Below are 19,272 nucleotides of genomic sequence, written 5' to 3'. Positions count from 1 at the left end.
TGGGCTCTCGGAGATAACGACATGAAAGCGTTCAAAGCGTTGAAATGGGTGGCGGCGGGTTCCATGACGGCACTGCTTGCCGCGTGCGCATCGGGCCCGACGGTGAAAGGCGATTACGATCAACAGGCCGATTTCGTGCAGTACCGCACGTTCGGCTACATGACGCCGCTGGGCACGGACAAGGCGGGCTACAGCAGCCTCTTGACCGAAAGGCTCAAGGACGCGACCCGCGCCCAGATGGAAATGCGCGGCTATGCCTATAGCGCGACCAACCCCGACCTGCTCGTCAACTTCAGCGCCAAGCTCCAGCAAAAGACGCAGGTCACACCGGCGCCGCCGCCCATGGGGCCGTACTATGGCTACCGTTCAGGGTTCTACGGCGGCTGGCCCGGCTACGGCTGGGGCGACGACGTCTACCAGTACACTGAAGGCACCCTCAACATCGACCTCGTCGATACGCGCCGCAAGCAGCTGGTGTGGGAAGGCGTCGCCGTAGGCGAAGTCCAGAATCCCGAAACCGCCGGCTCGCCGCAAAGCGTGGACAAGGCCGTTGCCGAGATCTTCGCCAAGTATCCGTTCCGCGCGGGAGTCGCCGCGCCGCAAGTGCCGGATAAAAGCAAACGCTAGCCAGAGGTAGCTGCATGACCACTCGCCGCAAGGCCCAGTCCACAGACACCGGCGATACGCCTCCCTACGAAACCGTCGCCCTCGTGCTGCAAGGCGGGGGCGCGCTGGGGTCCTACCAGGCCGGGGTGTACCAGGGCTTGCACGAAGCGGGCATCCGGCCCAACTGGATATCCGGCATCTCCATCGGCTCGATCAACGCGGCCATCATTGCGGGTTCCCGCGAGGATGAGCGCGTTGACCGGCTGCGCGGATTCTGGGAAAGCATCTGCCGTCCGGCGGGGTTTGCCTCGGTGCCGTGGGGGGACACGCTGGCGGGCATGTTCGAAGGCATTCCCTTCGGATTCGGATCGCCTGCCATGAACGGCCAGTTGTCGGCGTTCCAGGCCCTGTTCTCGGGGCAGCCGGGCTTTTTCAAGCCGCGCTTCCCCCCGCCTTATTGGGCCCACGGCCGCGGGGCTGCCTCCACCAGCTTCTACGACACGACGCCGCTTGCCGCCACGTTGCGCGAATTCGTGGATTTCGACCTGCTCAACAGCGGGTCGGTCCGGTCCAGCTTTGGCGTGGTGAACGTGCGTACGGGCAATTTCGCCTACTTCGACAGCCTGAAAGACAAGCTGGGCCCCGAGCACATCATGGCCTCGGGCGCCTTGCCGCCCGGCTTCCCGTCGGTGGAAATCGACGGCGAACACTATTGGGACGGTGGCGTCGTGTCCAACACCCCGCTGGCGCAGGTGCTGACCACCGACAACATGCGCGACACGCTGGCCTTCCAGGTGGACCTGTGGCCCGCCCGCGGCGGCCTGCCGACCACGCTTGAAGAGGTGGCCGAGCGGCAAAAGGACATCCAGTATTCCAGCCGGACCCGCCTGGTCACCGACCAGTTGCGGCGCGTGCTGAAGTTGCGGCATGGCCTGCAGCGCCTGCTGGAGCGCCTGCCCGAGAGCGAGCGCAGCGCGCCCGAACTGGCAGAAATCCGCAAGCTGTCGCACACGCCGGCAACCAACATCATCAACCTGATCTACGAGTCCAAGCACCTTGAGCGCTTCTCTAAAGACTACGAGTTCGGCACCGAGGCCATGCGCGAACATTGGGAATCCGGCTTGTCCGACATCCGTCGGACGCTGGCCAAGCCAGGCATCCTGGCCCGGCCCACCGAAGACAGCTGCTTCGTGACGCACGATATCCACCGCAACGGCAAGCGCAGCTAGGGGCAGGAATAAGACCGGTCTGATACTTGCCTCCATACGCCGCCAGATGCCGGAGACCCCGGTAGGCTTTCGGGACAACCTGCAACCTTGTTCCCGGATTCCGCTGCGGCCCTGCCAGGCGCGGCGGTCCTGGTGGAGATACGCCATGAATGCCCGTCAGCCCATTGCCCCTGTCCCCGACCGCATCGACGGCTGGTGGAGCCTGCTTTATCAGGGGTGGACGCTGATGGCGCCCAGCGGCGCCCGCATCGACCTGACCAGCATGGAGCGCGCCTGCTTTCTCTGCCTGCTTGGAAATCCCAGCCGCGAGCTGCTGCGCGATGAGCTGATGGCATTGCACAGCCGCACTAGCATGCGCACCCTGAACGTGGCCATTTGCCGGCTGCGCCACAAGGTTCTGCAGACCGGTACGCGCTTGCCGCTGCATACCGTGCACGGCGTAGGCTATGTGTTCCTGGGCAATCTCCGGAGCATTTCGGCCGGCTGAGCCTGTTACTTATTTGTCTCCTTTGTGTATCGAGTCAAGGCCCGAAAGTACGTAATTTCCCCAATAACTGAGTTACATTATCGGGCTATTCACGTGTCAAGCTTGACGCATGCCTTATCTTGATCGCGCCTCATTGCCGCGGTCGGCAGGCGGTGCGCCGGCCGGACTCGGTCAATTGAAGCGGTTCACTACGCTACGCGGGGGTTTCAATGCGGTTTTCGCCTAAACGTGTTTCAGGTCTGGCTTTTTCCGGTGGCGTCCTCGCACTGATATTGGCGGGATGCGGCGAAAAGCCCCAGATGAACCCCGGCATGCCCCAGGTCAGCGTCATTACCGTGCAACCCGAGCGTGCGCCCATCGTCTCCGAATTGCCGGGCCGCGTGGATGCCGTGCGCGATGCGCAGATCCGTTCGCGGGTGACCGGCATCGTCCAGAAGATCACCTTCGAGCAGGGCGGCGACGTCAAGGAAAACCAGCTGCTGTTCAAGATCGATCCGGCGCCCTACAAGGCCGCCTACGATCAGGCGACGGCACAGTTGAAGCAGGCACAGGCGAATCTGTTCAGCGCCAAGCTGCTGGCGGACCGCTACGCGCCGCTGGTCAAGGCCAACGCCGTCAGCAAGCAGGAATACGACAACGCCGTGGCGTCGTTCCGCCAGGCGGACGCCGCCGTGGCGGCCGCCAAGGCCACGCAAGACAACGCGGCCATCAACCTGGGCTACACCGACGTCACCTCGCCCATCACGGGCCGCATCGGCAAGCCGCTGGTCACCGAAGGCGCGCTGGTCGAAGCCACGTCCGCCACGCAAATGGCCACGGTGCAGCAACTGGACCCGATCTACGTGGACTTCACTCAGTCCACCGCGGAGTTGGCTTCCTTGCGCCGTGCGTTCGCCAGCGGCCAGTTGCAGCAGTTGGGCAAGGACGCGGCGCGCGCGACCATCGTCCTCGAGGACGGCTCAGAATACGGCCAGCCCGGCAAGCTGCTGTTCACCGGCATTACCGTGGACCCGTCCACGGGCCAGGTGAACCTGCGCGCCGAAGTGCCCAACCCCGACGGCATCCTGCTGCCCGGCATGTACGTGCGCGTGCGCCTGGAACAGGGCGTGGACGACAAGGCCCTGATGGTGCCGCAGCAGGCGCTGCAGCGCACGGCGGACGGCTTGCAGAGCCTGATGCTGGTCAAGGACAACAAGATCGAGCAGATTCCGGTCACCACCGGCGGCGCCATCAAGAGCAATTGGCTTGTCACCAGCGGCTTGAAGGCGGGCGACGTGGTTGTGGTGGAAGGGTTCCAGAAGGTTCGTCCGGGTGCGCCGGTGCAGGCCAGCGAGTGGAAAAAGAATGGCACGCCCGCGCCGGGCGGCCAGGCTCCCGCACAACCGGGCGCCAAGCCGGCGGAATCCGCCCCGCAACCGGGCGCCAAACCGGCAGAACCTGCGCAGCAGGACAAGGCCGCAGGCCAGAAATCTTGAGCGGCACGCGGCGCAAACGCCGCGTTCCTCTTTGGTGAGCATCGCTTTCAGAGTCAGCCCACATGCCGCAATTTTTTATTGATAGACCGATTTTCGCCTGGGTAGTCGCCCTGTTCATCCTGCTGGCCGGGGTGCTGGCGATCCCGAACATGCCGATCTCGCAGTACCCGGACGTGGCGCCGCCCGCGATCACGATCACGGCGACCTACCCCGGCGCCTCGGCCAACGAAGTCGCCGAGCAGGTCACCAGTATCATCGAAGACCAGCTAAACGGCGCCAAGGGCCTGATCTACTACGAGTCGGTCAGCGATTCCTACGGCACCTCGACCATCACCGCGACCTTCGCGCCCGGGACCAACCCGGACCTTGCGCAGGTGGACGTGCAGAACCGCGTGTCGAACGTGGTTGCGCAGTTGCCCACCGCCGTGCAGCAGCAGGGCCTGCAATATGAGCAGACCAGTACCGGCTTCCTGATGGTGGCGGCGGTGTCGTCCACCGACGGGTCGCTGGACCAGACCGCGCTGGCCGACTACATCACTCGCAACGTCAAGAACCCGGTGTCGCGCGTGCCCGGCGTGGGCCAGTTCCAGCTGTTCGCGGCGCCGCGCGCCATGCGCATCTGGGTGGATCCCGCCAAGTTGGTGGGCTTCAACCTGAGCATGTCGGAGGTCAACCAGGCGATCGCCAACCAGAACGTGGTGATCTCGGGCGGCAGCGTCGGCGCGCCTCCCAACCCGGATTCGCAGCGCATCACCGCCACGGTCACGGCCAACGGCCAACTGAGCACGGTCGAGGGCTTCGGCAAGATCGTCCTGCGGGCTAACACCGACGGTTCCTCTGTAATGCTGCGCGACGTCGCCCGCATCGAGGTCGGCGCCGACAACTACCAGTTCGGCGCCCGCCTGAACGGCAAGCCGACGGCGGCTTTCGCCATCGTGCTGTCGCCGAACGCAAACGCGCTGGCCACCGCGCAGGGCGTGCGTGACCAGATGGCGGAATTGTCCAAGTACTTCCCCGGCAACATCACGTACTCCATCCCCTACGACACCGCGCCCTACGTGAAGGTGTCCATCGAGCAGGTGTTGCATACCCTGGTCGAAGCCATGGTGCTGGTGTTCCTGGTGATGTACCTGTTCCTGCAGAACGTCCGCTATACCCTGATCCCGGCGCTGGTGGTGCCGGTGGCCATGCTGGGGGCGTTCGCGGTGATGCTGGCGCTAGGCTTCTCGATCAACGTGCTGACCATGTTTGCGATGGTGCTGGCCATCGGGATCCTGGTGGACGATGCCATCGTGGTGGTGGAGAACGTCGAGCGGATCATGTCTACGGAAGGCCTCCCACCCAAAGAGGCCACCAAGAAAGCCATGCCGCAGATCAGCGGCGCCATCATCGGCATCACGCTGGTGCTGGTGACGGTGTTCCTGCCCCTGGCCTTCATGAGCGGCTCGGTGGGCGTGATCTATCGCCAGTTCTCGATCGCGATGGCGGTGTCCATCTTCTTCTCCGCGCTGCTGGCGCTGACCTTCACCCCGGCGCTGTGCGCCACCATCCTCAAGCCGGTGGCCAAGGGACATCACGAGGACAAGAAGGGTTTCTTCGGCTGGTTCAACCGCAAGTTCGACGCCACCACCCACGGCTACCAGAACTGGGTGGCCCGTATGCTGCACAAGGGCGGCCGCATGATGCTGGCCTTCCTGGTGCTGGTCTTGCTGCTGGGCTGGCTGTACCTGCGCCTGCCGTCGTCTTTCCTGCCCGAGGAAGACCAGGGCTACGTGGTCAGCAACATCGAACTGCCCACCGGCGCTACCGCCAACCGCACGGTCGAGGTCATCGAACAGGTCGAGAAATACTTCTCCGGCGTGTCGGCGGTCGAGAACATCATCGCCGTGCAGGGCTACAGCTTCAACGGCAACGGCCTGAACGCCGCTATCGCCTTCGTCACGCTGAAGGACTTCAGCGAACGCAAGGATCACAAGGACTCCGCGGGCGCGATCGCCTTCCAGGCCTTCGAGAAGCAGCTGATGGGCATCCATGACGCACAGGTGTTCACCCTGGTGCCGCCCGCCATTTCGTCCCTGGGCAACGCCACCGGCTTCGACTTCCGCCTGCAGGATCGCGGCTCGGCGGGTTCCGCCGGCTTGGCGGCGGCCACTGGGCAGCTGATGGGCCTGGTCATGAAGAGCCCGGTGCTGTCGCAAGTGCGGATCACCGGTCTCGCGCCGGGCGCCCAGCTCAGCCTGACGATCGACCGCGACAAGGCGGCCGCGTTGGGCGTGGACTTCAACGAGGCTGCCTCGTTGATTTCCACGGCTGTCGGTTCCGCCTACCTGAGCAAGTTCCCCAACCTGGGCCGGATGCAGAACATCTGGGTGCAGGCCGACGCGCCATACCGCATGCAGCTCAATGACGTGCTGCAGCTCAATGCGCGCAACAACCAGGGCGGGATGGTGCCGCTGTCCACCTTCGTCAAGGCCGAATGGAAGCAGGGCCCGGTGCAGGTGGTGCGCTACAACAGCTACGAATCCATGCGTATCAGCGGCAATGCCGCACCGGGCTACACCACCGGCGAGGCAATGGCCGAGATGGAACGCCTGGTCGGGCAACTGCCGCAGGGCTTCGGCTACGAATGGAACGGTCTGTCCTACCAGGAACGCCAGGCCGGCAACCAGGCCCCCATCCTGATGGGCCTGTCGCTGCTGGTGGTGTTCCTGGTGCTGGCCGCCCTGTATGAAAGCTGGGCCATCCCGATCTCGGTGATGCTGGTGGTGCCTCTGGGCATGCTGGGCGCCGTGGCGCTGATCAGCGCCCTGGGCATGTCTAACGACGTGTACTTCCAGGTGGGCATGGTGACGGTGATCGGGCTGGCGGCCAAAAACGCCATCCTGATCGTGGAATTCGCCAAGGACCAGTATGCGCGGGGCATGGGCCTCTACGAGTCCGCGGTGGAAGCCGCGCGCCTGCGGTTCCGGCCGATTTTGATGACGTCGCTGGCGTTCATCCTGGGCGTGGTGCCGTTGGCCATGGCCACGGGCGCCGGCGCAGCCAGCCAGCGCGCAGTGGGTCTGGGCGTGCTGGGCGGCATGTTGGCCGCGACCCCGTTCGCCGTGATCTTCGTGCCGACGTTCTTCGTGGTGGTGCTGGGCTTGTTCAAGACCCGTCCGCGCCTGCTGGGCGCCGAGCTTCGCGTCTGGGAAGAAGAGCAGGCCGCCAAGAAGGCTGCCGGCGGCACGCCGCCCGACGCGCCTGGCGCGACCCCCACTCCCGCACAACCCAACGGTGGCCCGGAGGGCAAGGTATGAAAGCCCTGATGTTCAAACAGACCGCCTTGTCCGCCTTCGTGGCGGTGGCGCTGGCCGGCTGCTCGCTGGCCCCTGATTACAAGCGTCCCGACGCCCCGGTGACGGGCGCCTGGCCCGATCAGCCCAAGGTCCAGTACGGCGGTTACGCCAATCCGACGTCGCTGGGTTCGCAGCCTTCGACGTCGGTGATGCCGCAAGACGGCACGCCCGCGGCGGATCTGGGCTGGCGCGAGTTCTTCCGCGATCCGCGCCTGCAAAGCCTGATCTCGCTGTCGCTCGTCAACAACCGCGATCTGCGCGTGGCCGTGCAGCGTGTCGAAGAGGCGCGCGCCCAGTACGGCGTGCAACGCGGCGCGCAATGGCCGAGCATCGGCGCCGGCATCCAGGGCCAGCGCCAGCATCTGCCCGGCAATATGCGTGCGGGCGGCCCCGATTCCAGCTCGATCTCCAGTTCCTATCAGGCCGGCATCGGCCTGACGACCTTCGAGATCGATCTGTTCGGCCGCTTGCGCAACCTGTCCGAGGCGGCGTATCAGCAGTACCTGTCGACCGAGCAGGCGCAAAAGAGCGTGCAGATCACGCTGGTCGGGTCGGTGGCGCAGTCGTACTTCAATCTGCGCGCCGCCGAAGTCCAGCTGGAACTGACGCAGCGCACGCTGGCCTCGCGCCAGGAGTCCTACAACCTGGTCAAGCGCCGTTTCGATGGCGGCGTGGCGTCCGAACTGGACCTGAACCAGTCCAAGACCTTGCTGGATACGGCATCGTCCGATCTGGCGCAGCTGGCCCGGGCTCGCGCGCAGGCGCTGAACGCGCTGGTGCTGCTGGTGGGCGCACCGTTGCCGGAAGACTTGCCGGCGCCGGCAACGTTCGGCCGCGACCAATTGCTGGCCACGGTGCCCTCGGGCCTGCCGTCCGACCTGCTGGAGCGCCGTCCCGACATCGTCGCGGCAGAGAACCAGCTGAAGGCGGCCAACGCCAACATCGGTGCGGCGCGCGCGGCGTTCTTCCCGACGATTTCGCTGACCGGCCTGCTGGGCGTGGCCAGCCCGTCGCTGGGCGACCTGTTCAAGGGCGGGCAGGGCTATTGGAGCTTTTCGCCGTCGATCACGACACCGCTGTTTGCGGGCGGCAGCATCCGCGAAGGCCTGAACCTGGCGAAGGCGCGCGACAATATCGCGGTGGCGCAGTACGAACAGTCCATCCAGCAGGCGTTCCGGGAAGTGTCGGACGCGCTGGCGGGCGAAGCCACGTACGGCGCGCAGCTTGACGCCCAGCGCGCGTTGCAGGATTCGTCCGCACGCACCCTGGAACTGTCGAATCTGCGCTATACCAATGGTATCGACAGCTATCTGCAGGTGCAGACCGCGCAGGTGGACTTCTTCAATGCCCAGCTTTCGCTGGTGCAAACCGGTTTGGCCGCGCTGATCAACCGCGTGGAGCTCTACAAGGCGTTGGGCGGCGGCTGGGAAGAAACCACGAAAGAACCGACCAAAGTTACGACGACTGCTCAATGATAGAACTTGGTGTAAATATCGATCACGTTGCCACGTTGCGGCAACAGCGCCATACGGCGTATCCGGACCCGGTGGCCGCCGCGCTGCGCGCGGAGGATGCCGGCGCCGACCTGATCACGCTGCATCTGCGCGAAGACCGGCGTCATATCCAGGACGCGGATGTGTATGCCATCCGTCCACTCTTGCGCACGCGCATGAATCTGGAATGCGCGATCACCGCCGAAATGCTCGAGATCGCCTGCGCGGTCAAGCCCAGCGATGTCTGCCTGGTGCCTGAAAAGCGCACGGAACTGACCACCGAAGGCGGGCTGGAAGTAGCGGGTGCGATGGGTCCGGTATCGGACGCCGTGGGGTTGCTGGCTGAAGCCGGCATTCGCGTGTCGCTGTTCATCGACCCGGACCCGGTGCAGATCGCCGCGGCGGCCAAGGCCGGCGCGACGGTGATCGAACTGCACACGGGCGCCTACGCTGAAGCCGAAGGCGACGCCGCCCAGGCCGAATTGCAACGCATCCGCCTGGCGGTCACCGAAGGGCTGCGTCATGGCCTGCGCGTGAATGCCGGACACGGCCTGCATGTGGGCAACGTGTCGCCGGTGGCGGCGATCGACGGCATTTCCGAACTGAACATCGGCCACGCCATCGTGGCGCAGGCGGTCTTCGACGGCTGGGAAAAAGCCGTGCGCGACATGAAGGCGCTGATGGTGCAGGCCCGCCTGCAAGCGCTGCGCGGCCTGTGATGACGCCCTTGGGGCACGCCCATGTCTGACACGCCCAAGCCCCCCGCGCCCGCCGGCGCCATCGCCGGCATCGGCATGGACCTCCTGCGCATCGATCGCATCGAGCGTGCGCTGGAGCGCCATGGCGACCGCTTCGCGGAAAAAATCCTGGGCGTGGAAGAATTGCAGAAGTTCCATGCGCGCCGCGCCCGGGATCCGGTGCGCGGCGTGCGTTTCCTGGCCACGCGCTTTGCCGCCAAAGAGGCGTTCTCCAAAGCGATCGGCCTGGGCATGCGCATGCCCATGACGTGGCGTCGCGTGCAGACCCTGAACGCACCCGGCGGACGCCCGGTGCTGGTGATCGCGCCCGAACTGCTGGATTGGTACAACCAGCGTTTCGGTGCGGCGCACGTCTCCATTACCGACGAATCCGACATGGCCGCCGCGTACGTGGTGGTCGAACGCAAGCCGTGAGGCCTTGCCCCTGTTAGTGTAGGGGCCTGGCATCACCTTGCCTGACATAGACACAAGGACAGCCCCCATGGCCAAGAAAAAATCCAAGGCGGTCCTGCCCCCCGGCCCCGTGATGGTCGATGTGGCGGGATACACGCTGACCAAGGAAGAGAAGGCCCGCCTGCGCCATCCGCTGGTCGGCGGCGTGATCCTCTTCGCCCGCAATTTCGAAAGCCGCAAGCAGCTGACCAAGCTGACGCGCCAGATCCACAAGGCCCGCAACGCGCCGCTGCTGATCCTGGTGGATCATGAAGGCGGCCGCGTGCAGCGCTTCCGCGAGGACGGATTCACCCCCTTGCCCGCGATGCGCGACCTGGGCGCGTTGTGGGACCGCGATCCGCTGCAGGCCATGCGCCTGGCAACCGAGGCCGGCTATGTGCTGGCCGCAGAACTGCGCGCCTGCGGCGTGGACATGAGCTTCACGCCTGTGCTGGATCTGGACTACGGCGTCAGCAAGGTGATCGGCAACCGCGCCTTCCATTCCGATGCGCGCGTGGTCACCATGCTGTCGCGCGCGCTGGTGCAGGGGCTGGCCCTGGCCGGCATGTCGGCCTGCGGCAAGCACTTCCCGGGCCATGGTTTCGTGGGCGCGGATTCGCACCACGAGATCCCCGTGGACCCGCGCGGGCTGGACGAGATCCTGAAGGACGACGCCGCGCCGTATGCGTGGTTGGGCGATGCCGTGCTGCCGTCCGTGATGCCGGCGCACGTGATCTATCCCAAGGTCGACAAGCATCCGGCCGGCTTCTCCAAGCGCTGGGTGCAGGACATCCTGCGCAAGCGCCTGGGGTATGACGGCGTGGTGTTCTCGGACGACCTGACGATGGAAGGCGCGTCGGTCGCAGGCGACATCCTGGACCGCGCCAACGCCGCCCTGCGCGCCGGCTGCGACATGGTGCTGGTGTGCAACCGGCCGGACTTGGCCGACGACTTGCTGTCGCGTCTGAAGTTCGACCATGCGCCCGAATCGGTCGAACGCATCCGCCGCCTGATGCCGCGTTTCGATGCGCCCGACTGGGATACCTTGCAGGCCGAAAGCCGTTATCAGAATGCCCGACGACTTCAATCTCAAATCGTTCCTGGCTGACCTGCCGCATCTGCCGGGTGTCTACCGGCACCTGGATGCGGCCGGTGAAGTCATGTATGTCGGCAAGGCGCGCGACCTGAAGAAGCGCGTCTCGTCGTATTTTCAGAAAAACCTGGCCAGCCCCCGCATCGCCCAGATGGTGTCGAAGGTGGCCCGGCTTGAGGTGACGGTCACGCGCTCGGAAGCCGAAGCGCTGATCCTGGAAAACAACCTCATCAAGAGCCTGAAGCCGCGCTACAACATCCTGTTCCGCGACGACAAGTCTTACCCCTACCTGCTGATCACGGGCCATGAGTGGCCGCGCATTGCCTACTATCGCGGCGCGACGAACAAGCGGGGCCAGTACTTCGGGCCGTTCCCCAACGCCTGGGCCGTGCGGGAAACCATCCAGATCCTGCAGAAGGTCTTTCGGCTGCGTACCTGTGAGGACACCGTCTTCGCCAACCGCTCGCGGCCCTGTCTGCTGCATCAGATCGGGCGCTGCTCGGCGCCCTGCGTGGGCGCTATCGAAGCGTCGGAATACGAACGCGACGTGCAGCGCGCGGTGCGCTTTTTGAACGGCGAAGCCAAAGACGTGATGGGCGAGATCGAGACCCGCATGCAGCAGGCGGCGGGCGAGCTGCGCTTCGAGGAAGCCGCGGCGCTGCGCGACCAGATGGGTTCGCTTGCGCGCGTGCTGCATCAGCAGACCATGGAGAACACCAGCGGCGAAGACACCGACATCATCGCGGTGGCCGTGGCCGGCGGCAAGGTCTGCGTGAATCTCGCCATGGTGCGAGGCGGCCGCCACCTGGGCGACAAGCCGTTCTTTCCGTCGCACGCCGAGGGCGAAGCCGCGCCTCAGGTGCTGGAAGCGTTCCTGGCCCAGCACTACACCGACAACGCCATGCCTCCCGTGCTGGTCTGTTCGCACGCCTTGCCCGACCCGGACCTGATCGGCCTGCTGGTCGAGCAGGCCGGCGGAAGGCCATCCCGGATGCTGACGCGCCCGCAGGGCGCCCGCCGGTCGTGGCTGGAGCAGGCGCTGAAAAATGCCGAGATGGCGCTGGCGCGAGCCCTGACCGAATCCGGCGCCCGCGCGGGGCGCACCCTGGCGCTGGCCGAGGCGCTGGATCTGGACACCGACGAAGCCGCACTGGATGCGCTGCGCATCGAATGCTTCGACATCAGCCATACCGCCGGCGAAGCGACCCAGGCGTCCTGCGTGGTGTTCGAGCACCACGACATGCAACCGTCGCTGTATCGCCGTTACAACATTGCCGGCATCACCCCGGGCGATGATTACGCCGCGATGCGCCAGGTGCTGACGCGCCGTTTCGCCAAAGTCGCCGACGGCGACGCGCAAATGCCCGGCCTCGTCCTGATCGACGGCGGCAAGGGCCAGGTGGAAGTCGCCCGCAAGGTGTTCGTCGAATTGGGCCTGGATATCCAGACGCTGGTGGGCGTCGCCAAGGGAGAAGGGCGCAAGGTTGGCCTGGAAACCCTGGTGTTCGCCGACGAACGGCCCCCGGTCGCCCTGGGCGGCGAGTCCGCCGCGTTGATGCTGATCGCCCAGGTGCGCGACGAAGCGCACCGTTTTGCCATCACCGGCATGCGCGCGCGGCGCGCCAAGACGCGCAATGTGTCTCGGCTGGAAGAGATCGAAGGCGTGGGCGCTCGGCGGCGCCAGCGGCTGTTGGCGCGCTTTGGCGGCTTTTCGGGGGTGGCATCGGCCAGCATCGAAGACCTGGCGTCGGTGGACGGCATTTCCCAGGATTTGGCCGAACGCATCTATGAGGCCCTGCGTGGATAGCTTTCAGCCACCGGCCGGGGGGCGGCCGCCGTGCCGCACCGATACAGCCAGCGTCACCCGGCTGATGTAGCATACGGACACTATGCCAATTAACGTTCCCATTATCCTGACATGGCTGCGCATCGCCATGATTCCGCTGGTGGTCGGGCTGTTCTACCTGCCCGAAAGCTGGATGTCGGTCCCCACGCGCGACACCTTTGCCGCCTGGGCGTTCATCATTGCGGCGCTGACCGACTGGTTCGACGGATGGCTGGCCCGCCGCTGGAACCAGACTTCTGCCTTCGGCGCCTTCCTGGATCCCGTCGCCGACAAGCTGATGGTGTGCGCCGCGCTGATCGTCCTGCTGGACTTGAGCCGCGTCGACGCATTCATCTCGCTGATCATCATCGGCCGTGAAATCACCATTTCTGCGCTGCGCGAATGGATGGCCAAGATCGGCGCCAGCGCCAGCGTGGCCGTGCACCGCCTGGGCAAGTTCAAGACGGCGGCCCAGATGGTGGCGATTCCCTGCCTGCTGTACAACCAGCCCGTCTACGGCATCAGCACCAAGCTGCTGGGTGACGTGCTGATCATTGTGGCGGCGGTGCTGACGGTCTGGTCGATGCTGTATTACTTGCAGCGCGCCTGGCCCGCCATCCGCGAGAAAGCGCTGTAAGCAGTCCCGCAGTATCCTGATTTCCAAACGGCGGCCCGGCTCGCGCAAGACGGCCGCCGTTACAGTTCAAGAGCGATGGCCGGCACGATCCGGCCCGGCTTTGCCGCCGCATTCGCCGCGCACACGACGCCCGGGCTGCCCGGACGTTGCCGGAGACAACCCGCGCGCCGCCTCACGGCGCGCGCCACTTGCCGCTGCCGCGGCCTTTTGCAATGAACACCGCTGCGAATACCTTGCCTTCGGACGCCGATGTCCGCCGACGCGACTGGCAGACCATCCTGCTCATCGGCGTGGCGCATGCCGCGTCGCACTTCTTCCAACTGGTGCTGCCGCTGCTCAACGTGTCGCTTGCCAACGCGTTCGGGCTGGACTTCGCCCGGGTAGGCGCGTTGGTGGCGACGTTCTACGTGGTGTCCGGCATCGGCCAGGCATCGTCGGGTTTCGTCGTCGACCGCATCGGCGCGCGGCCCGTGCTGTGGTTCGGGCTGACGTGTTTCGTGCTGTCCGGCCTGCTGATCGGTTCGGCTAACGGCTACGCCATGCTGATGGCGGCGGCGGTCGTCGGCGGCATCGGCAATTCCGTCTTCCACCCGGCCGACTACTCCATCATCAACCATCGCATCACGGCGTCCCGCCTGGGCCACGCGTTCTCGGCGCACGGCCTGACGGGCAACCTGGGCTGGGCGCTGACGCCGGTGTTCATGACCACGATCATCCTGCTGGCGGACTGGCGCGTGGCGGCCTATAGCGCCGCCGGCCTGGTGGCGGTGGTGCTGCTGCTGACGGTGCTGGGCCGGAACCTGCTTGGCGGTCCCACGGGCCTGGAGACGGACGTCCAAGGCGATGCCAAGACCATCAAGCCGGCGGCCAAACCGCAAGAGGGCGTGCTGGCCACGCTGGCCACGCTGCTGTCCAAGCCGGCCTTGTGGGGCGCGTTCCTGTTCTTCGCCTGCACGTCGGTCGCGCTGTCGTCGGTGCAGAACTACACGATTCCGCTACTGGACCAGTTGTACGGCCTGTCCGAAGTGCTGGCCAGCTCGGCGTTGTCCGGCTATATGGTGGCCTCCGCCGTGGGCATGGCCGCCGGTGGCTTCCTGGTGTCCGCCAACCCGCGCACGGAGCGCACGGTGATGGTGGCCCTGATGCTGGCAGGCCTGACGCTGGTGGTGCTGGCGCTGGGCCTGGTGCCTGCCGCGCTGGCGGCCCCGGTGGTGGGCCTGGCCGGTTTCTGCTCGGGCGTGGCCGCGCCTTCGCGCGACATGCTGATCCGTCGCGTGACCCCCAAGGGGTCGACGGGGTCGGTCTACGGCCTGGTGTATTCGGGCATGGACGTGGGGTCGGCGCTGGGACCGCTGGCCTTCGGCATGCTGCTGGATGCCGGTTTGCGCCAGGGCCCGTGGGTGGGCGCCGGCGTGGCATTCGCCGTGGCCGCCTTGCTGGCGCAATGGATCGCGGTGCAGGCGCGCCGCGCCGATCCCGTCATGGCAGGTGGCGTGGCCGCCCGGTCCTGATCAGGCAGCCGGCAAGCGGCACGCAAAAAAAAGCGCACCCGAGGGTGCGCTTTTTGCTTTCCAGGCTTCAGGCGTGGGACTCGATATGCGCGGCGATCGCGCGGCCGATGTCTTCGGTGCGGGCGGTGCCACCCAGGTCGGGCGTGCGCGGGCCGTCTTTCAGGCAATGCTCGATGGCGGCCAGGATGGCGTCGTGCGCGTCCTGGCTGCCCAGGAACTGCAGCATCAGCGCGCCCGACCAGATCATCGCGATCGGGTTGGCGATGCCTTGGCCATAGATGTCCGGCGCCGACCCGTGCACGGGTTCGAACAGCGACGGGAATTTGCGTTCCGGGTTCAGGTTCGCCGACGGCGCGATGCCGATGGTGCCGGTGCAGGCAGGGCCCAGGTCCGACAGGATGTCGCCGAACAGGTTGGATGCCACCACCACGTCGAAGCGCTGCGGCTGCAGCACGAAGCGCGCCGCCAGAATGTCGATGTGCTGCTTGTCGGTCTTGACGTCGGGGTAGTGCTTGCCCATGGCATCGGCGCGTTCGTCCCACCAGGGCATGCTGATGGCGATGCCATTGCTCTTGGTGGCCACCGTCAGCTGCTTGCGTTCGCGGCGGTTGGCCAGTTCGAACGCGTAGCGCATGACGCGGTCGGTGCCGTGGCGCGTAAAGACGGATTCCTGGATGACGATTTCGCGGTCGGTGTCGGCGAACAGGCGGCCGCCCAGATTGGTGTATTCGCCTTCGGTGTTCTCCCGGACGATGAAGAAATCGATGTCGCCGGCGCGCCGGCCGGCGAGCGGGCAGGGCACGCCGTCGAACAGCCGGACATGGCGCAGGTTGATGTACTGGTCGAATTCGCGCCGGAACTTCAGCAGCGACCCCCACAGCGAGATATGGTCGGGCACGGTCGCGGGCCAGCCCACGGCGCCGAAGAAGATGGCGTCGTAGCCTTGCAGCTGCGCCTTCCAGTCGGCCGGCATCATTTCGCCGTGTTCTGCGTAGTACTCGCAATTGGCCCAGGGGAAGGTGTCGATTTGCAGGGCCAGGCCGAATCGCTTGGCGGCGGCGTGGACGGCGCGCAGGCCTTCGGGCATGACTTCATTGCCGATGCCGTCGCCGGCGATCGCTGCGATTTTGAAAACTTGGGACATGGGGAGCATTGCCTGAGGGAGGGAGAACAAGATGGGCCATGGTAGGCGCGAGGCCCAGGCATTTACAATGGACCATACTGTGAATTGACTGTGTACATATCGTGAATAATGATCTGCTGCCCGCCGACCTGCGCGTGTTCAACGCCGTCGCGCGCGCCTCCAGCTTCTCCAAGGCGGCCGAAGGCCTGGGCATGTCGCCCGCCTATGTCACCAAGCGCATCCGGCTGATGGAGGAAAGCCTGGGCACCAAGCTGTTTCACCGCACCACGCGGCGCGTGGTTATCAGCGAGGCCGGCGAACGCGTCTATCACTGGGCGCAGCGCGTGCTGGACGACATGGACCATCTGGTCGAAGAGGTCAGCGTCACGCGGCGTGAACCGCGCGGCCTGTTGCGCGTATGCAGCAGTTTCGGCTTCGGCCGGCGGGTGGTGGCGCCGGCGCTGTCGGCGTTCGTGGGCCAGCATCCCGCGATGCAAGTGCGCTTTGATGTCGCCGACCGCTTGATCGACGTGGCCGCGGAAGGCTACGACCTGGACGTGCGGGTCGGCGACGACATCGCGCCGCACGTGATCGCACGCAAGATCGCCAGCAACCATCGCGTGCTGTGCGCGGCGCCTGCCTATCTGGCTGAACGCGGCGTGCCTCGCACGCTGGCCGAGCTGCCCGCGCACGACTGCCTGGTCATCAAGGAACGCGACCATCCCTTCGGCGTATGGCGGGTGCATCGCGGGCGCCAGGCGCACACGGTGAAAGTCCGCGGCCCCTTGTCCGCCAACAACGGTGAAATGGTGGTGCAGTGGGCGGTGGACGGCCGGGGCATCATCCTGCGTTCGATGTGGGATGTCGGGCCGCTGATCGCCCAGGGCAAACTCGTGCAGGTGCTGCCGCAGTACCGCCAGGAAGCGAACGTGTGGGCGGTGTATCCCACCCGCTTGAACGCGTCGGCCAAGGTCCGGGCGTGTGTGGACTTCCTGGAAGCGCACCTGCGTACCCAGGCGCCGCTCGACTGATCCGTACCGCCAACTGATCCGCCGGTTGCGGCATATCAAGCCGGCTTCGCATCCCTCGCGCGCCCGCGGCGGCGGTTGACCCGCCGCAAGGCCGGGCGCTATCCCTCCCGATGTAATAACCATAAACAAGTGGTGGTTATTCAACAGGAGAAGCACATGAGAAAGCAGAGTGCGTTGCTGGCGGCGGGCGTGGTTCTTGGGCTGTGGACGGGCCACGCGATGGGCAACCCCCGGCAGGAGCCGATTTCCCCGATCGAGGCGGCCGTGGTGAAGGACCCCGCCAAGGTAGAGCTGGGCAAGAAGCTGTTCTTCGATCCGCGCCTGTCGCGCTCGGGCGCAATTTCCTGTAATTCCTGCCACAACCTGGGCATGGGCGGCTCCGACAACCTGAAGGCGTCCATCGGCCACAAGTGGCAGCAAGGATCCATCAATTCGCCCACGGTGCTCAATTCCAGCCTGAACATCGCGCAGTTCTGGGATGGCCGTGCCAAGGACCTGCGCGAGCAGGCTGGCGGCCCGATCGCCAACCCGATGGAAATGGCGTCCTCGCACGAATTGGCCGTGCAGGTGCTGAATTCGATTCCGGGCTACCGCGCGGAGTTCAAGCAGGTCTTCGGCAAGGACGGCATCACGATCGATGAGGTGACAGGCGCATTGGCCGCCTTCGAGGAAACGCTGGTGACACCGAACTCGCGTTTCGACCAGTGGCTCAAGGGCGATGACCGCGCCCTGACGGTCAAGGAACTGGCGGGCTACACGCTCTTCAAGAACAGCGGCTGCGTCGCCTGCCACAACGGCGTGGCGGTGGGCGGCAATTCATTCCAGAAGATGGGGCTGATCGAGCCCTACAAGACCGACAACAAGGCAGAGGGTCGCGCCGGGGTGACGGGCAAGGACGCCGACCGCTTCAACTTCAAGGTGCCGACGCTGCGCAACGTGGCGCTGACCTATCCGTACTTCCATGACGGCGAGGCCGCCACGCTGACGCAGGCGGTGGATGTGATGGGCCGCCTGCAATTGGGACGCAAGTTCACGCCGGAAGAGAACGCGGACGTCGTCGCGTTCCTGAAGACGCTGACCGGCGACCAGCCGGTGATCCAGTACCCGGTGTTGCCGCCGTCCGAAGACGGCACGCCCCGGCCCGAGCCCTTCATGAAGTAGGGCGGGCGGGGCTGGCGCGCTTATTGGCGGACGGTGCGCACGTCCGCCGGGGGCGCGGTTTCGAAATTGCTGCGCCACGGGTTGATGTCGAGCCCGCCGCGGCGCGTGTAGCGCGCGTAGACCGTCAATTGCTCGGGCGCGCAGGCCTGCATGATGTCGCTGAAGATGCGTTCGACGCAGTGCTCGTGGAATTCCGCATGCTGGCGGAACGACACCACATAGCGCAGCAGCGATTCGCGGTCGATGGGCGCGCCGCGGTAGCGGATCTGCACGCTGGCCCAGTCAGGCTGCCCGGTGACCGGGCAGTTCGACTTCAGCAGGCGCGACGCCAGCGTTTCTTCGACCACGTCCCCGGGGCGGGTGCGCAGCACCTGCGGCGCGGGCTCGTAGGTATCGATCTCGATGTCCAGCTTGTCGATATAGATGCCGTCCATTTCGCCCATGCGCAATTCGGAAAAGCGCTGCGGCAGGAAGAAGTCCAGGCCCACGGGGGCGCCGGCGGCGGCGCTCAGGTCGCGTTCCAGGCGGCCGCGCAGGGCCGCCGAATTGACCAGGCGCGTCTGGTTGAACGAGTTCAGGTAGAGCTTGAACGACTTGGACTCGATGATGTTGGGGCTGTCGGCCGGCACCGAGAAGGTGGCCATGGCCACGCGCGGCTTGCCCTTGGCGTCCAGCCACGAGAGCTCGTAGGCATTCCACAGGTCCACGCCCGTAAAAGGCAGGTTGCCGGCGTTCAGATTGAGCGCCGCGCGGTTGTGCGAACGCGCGATGGGGAAAAGCAGCGAAGGATCGTATTGCGAGGCGTAGGCCACGCTCTGGCCCAGCGGGCCGTGAGACAGGGTCATAGCGGAATCAGGGAATCAGCGGGAATGGGGGCATTGTAGGCGGTCCGAAAACCGGCGATTTTTCGTATTGTGAAATGTAAGTCTCGTCATGTGAAAGTCCCTGCTGCTGTGCAACGAGCGCCCATTTCACAGATGACAATATCGTTCCATAATGCGAAACGTCGAATATAAGATGATGATTTTAAAGAAAAACATTTTTCATCTTCTATAAGACACAAGCCTGCATTG

At 65.5% G+C, this 19,272-nt stretch carries 16 protein-coding genes; 14 read left to right on the top strand and 2 right to left on the bottom strand.

The window, feature by feature from the left end; genetic code table 11:
• Positions 1-21: 21 nt before the first annotated feature.
• The 12 genes from CEY09_RS13410 to CEY09_RS13355 all read left to right on the top strand — a co-directional run bounded on the left by CEY09_RS13410 (position 22) and on the right by CEY09_RS13355 (position 14,884).
• Positions 22-627: a DUF4136 domain-containing protein gene (locus CEY09_RS13410; protein WP_167390074.1), complete on the top strand. Its 606-nt coding sequence runs from the start codon at positions 22-24 to the stop codon at positions 625-627.
• Between the two features lie 14 nt (positions 628-641).
• Positions 642-1,835: a DUF3734 domain-containing protein gene (locus CEY09_RS13405; RefSeq protein ID WP_088588987.1), complete on the top strand. Its 1,194-nt coding sequence runs from the start codon at positions 642-644 to the stop codon at positions 1,833-1,835.
• Between the two features lie 145 nt (positions 1,836-1,980).
• Positions 1,981-2,322: a helix-turn-helix domain-containing protein gene (locus tag CEY09_RS13400; RefSeq protein WP_088588986.1), complete on the top strand. Its 342-nt coding sequence runs from the start codon at positions 1,981-1,983 to the stop codon at positions 2,320-2,322.
• Positions 2,323-2,531: 209 nt separating this feature from the next.
• Positions 2,532-3,797, top strand: a complete 1,266-nt coding sequence (locus tag CEY09_RS13395; protein WP_088588985.1) for an efflux RND transporter periplasmic adaptor subunit — start codon at positions 2,532-2,534, stop codon at positions 3,795-3,797.
• 62 nt (positions 3,798-3,859) lie between these two features.
• A complete protein-coding gene (locus CEY09_RS13390) occupies positions 3,860-7,096 on the top strand; it encodes an efflux RND transporter permease subunit (protein WP_088588984.1) in 3,237 nt (1,078 codons plus the stop codon).
• Positions 7,093-8,610, top strand: a complete 1,518-nt coding sequence (locus tag CEY09_RS13385) for an efflux transporter outer membrane subunit (RefSeq protein WP_006225669.1) — start codon at positions 7,093-7,095, stop codon at positions 8,608-8,610. The genes CEY09_RS13390 and CEY09_RS13385 overlap by 4 nt, the downstream gene beginning before the upstream one ends.
• Positions 8,607-9,347 (top strand): pyridoxine 5'-phosphate synthase, encoded by a 741-nt coding sequence (locus CEY09_RS13380; RefSeq protein ID WP_006225670.1) that lies wholly within the window; start codon positions 8,607-8,609, stop codon positions 9,345-9,347. Before CEY09_RS13385 ends, CEY09_RS13380 begins: the two co-directional genes overlap by 4 nt.
• A gap of 21 nt (positions 9,348-9,368) precedes the next feature.
• Positions 9,369-9,800 carry a holo-ACP synthase gene (gene acpS / locus CEY09_RS13375; RefSeq protein ID WP_006225671.1) on the top strand — a complete coding sequence of 144 codons (432 nt, stop codon included), beginning with the start codon at positions 9,369-9,371 and terminating at the stop codon, positions 9,798-9,800.
• 67 nt (positions 9,801-9,867) lie between these two features.
• A complete protein-coding gene (gene nagZ / locus CEY09_RS13370) occupies positions 9,868-10,926 on the top strand; it encodes a beta-N-acetylhexosaminidase (RefSeq protein ID WP_088588983.1) in 1,059 nt (352 codons plus the stop codon).
• Positions 10,889-12,718 (top strand): excinuclease ABC subunit UvrC, encoded by a 1,830-nt coding sequence (gene uvrC / locus CEY09_RS13365; RefSeq protein WP_088588982.1) that lies wholly within the window; start codon positions 10,889-10,891, stop codon positions 12,716-12,718. Before nagZ ends, uvrC begins: the two co-directional genes overlap by 38 nt.
• Before the next feature lie 82 nt (positions 12,719-12,800).
• Positions 12,801-13,373 carry a CDP-diacylglycerol--glycerol-3-phosphate 3-phosphatidyltransferase gene (pgsA, locus tag CEY09_RS13360; protein ID WP_006225674.1) on the top strand — a complete coding sequence of 191 codons (573 nt, stop codon included), beginning with the start codon at positions 12,801-12,803 and terminating at the stop codon, positions 13,371-13,373.
• A 212-nt stretch (positions 13,374-13,585) separates the two neighbouring features.
• A complete protein-coding gene (locus tag CEY09_RS13355) occupies positions 13,586-14,884 on the top strand; it encodes an MFS transporter (protein ID WP_006225675.1) in 1,299 nt (432 codons plus the stop codon).
• A gap of 67 nt (positions 14,885-14,951) precedes the next feature.
• On the opposite strand, the gene CEY09_RS13350 is transcribed toward CEY09_RS13355, so the two are convergent.
• Positions 14,952-16,028 (bottom strand): tartrate dehydrogenase, encoded by a 1,077-nt coding sequence (locus CEY09_RS13350; RefSeq protein ID WP_088588981.1) that lies wholly within the window; start codon positions 16,026-16,028, stop codon positions 14,952-14,954.
• A gap of 101 nt (positions 16,029-16,129) precedes the next feature.
• On the opposite strand from CEY09_RS13350, the gene CEY09_RS13345 reads away from it, so the two are divergent.
• Positions 16,130-17,038: a LysR substrate-binding domain-containing protein gene (locus CEY09_RS13345; RefSeq protein ID WP_167390073.1), complete on the top strand. Its 909-nt coding sequence runs from the start codon at positions 16,130-16,132 to the stop codon at positions 17,036-17,038.
• Between the two features lie 156 nt (positions 17,039-17,194).
• Positions 17,195-18,199 (top strand): cytochrome-c peroxidase, encoded by a 1,005-nt coding sequence (locus CEY09_RS13340; RefSeq protein WP_088588979.1) that lies wholly within the window; start codon positions 17,195-17,197, stop codon positions 18,197-18,199.
• A 20-nt stretch (positions 18,200-18,219) separates the two neighbouring features.
• Here the strand turns inward: CEY09_RS13340 and queF are convergent, their stop codons facing one another.
• A complete protein-coding gene (gene queF / locus CEY09_RS13335) occupies positions 18,220-19,044 on the bottom strand; it encodes an NADPH-dependent 7-cyano-7-deazaguanine reductase QueF (RefSeq protein ID WP_006225679.1) in 825 nt (274 codons plus the stop codon).
• Between the last annotated feature and the right edge of the window lie 228 nt (positions 19,045-19,272).

The sequence above is a fragment of the Achromobacter marplatensis genome, assembly GCF_002209535.1.
Classification (GTDB): Bacteria; Pseudomonadota; Gammaproteobacteria; order Burkholderiales; family Burkholderiaceae_B; genus Achromobacter; species Achromobacter marplatensis.
The sequence above is the reverse complement of the archived record's forward strand: the minus strand, read 5'-3'. Positions and strand labels throughout refer to the sequence as shown.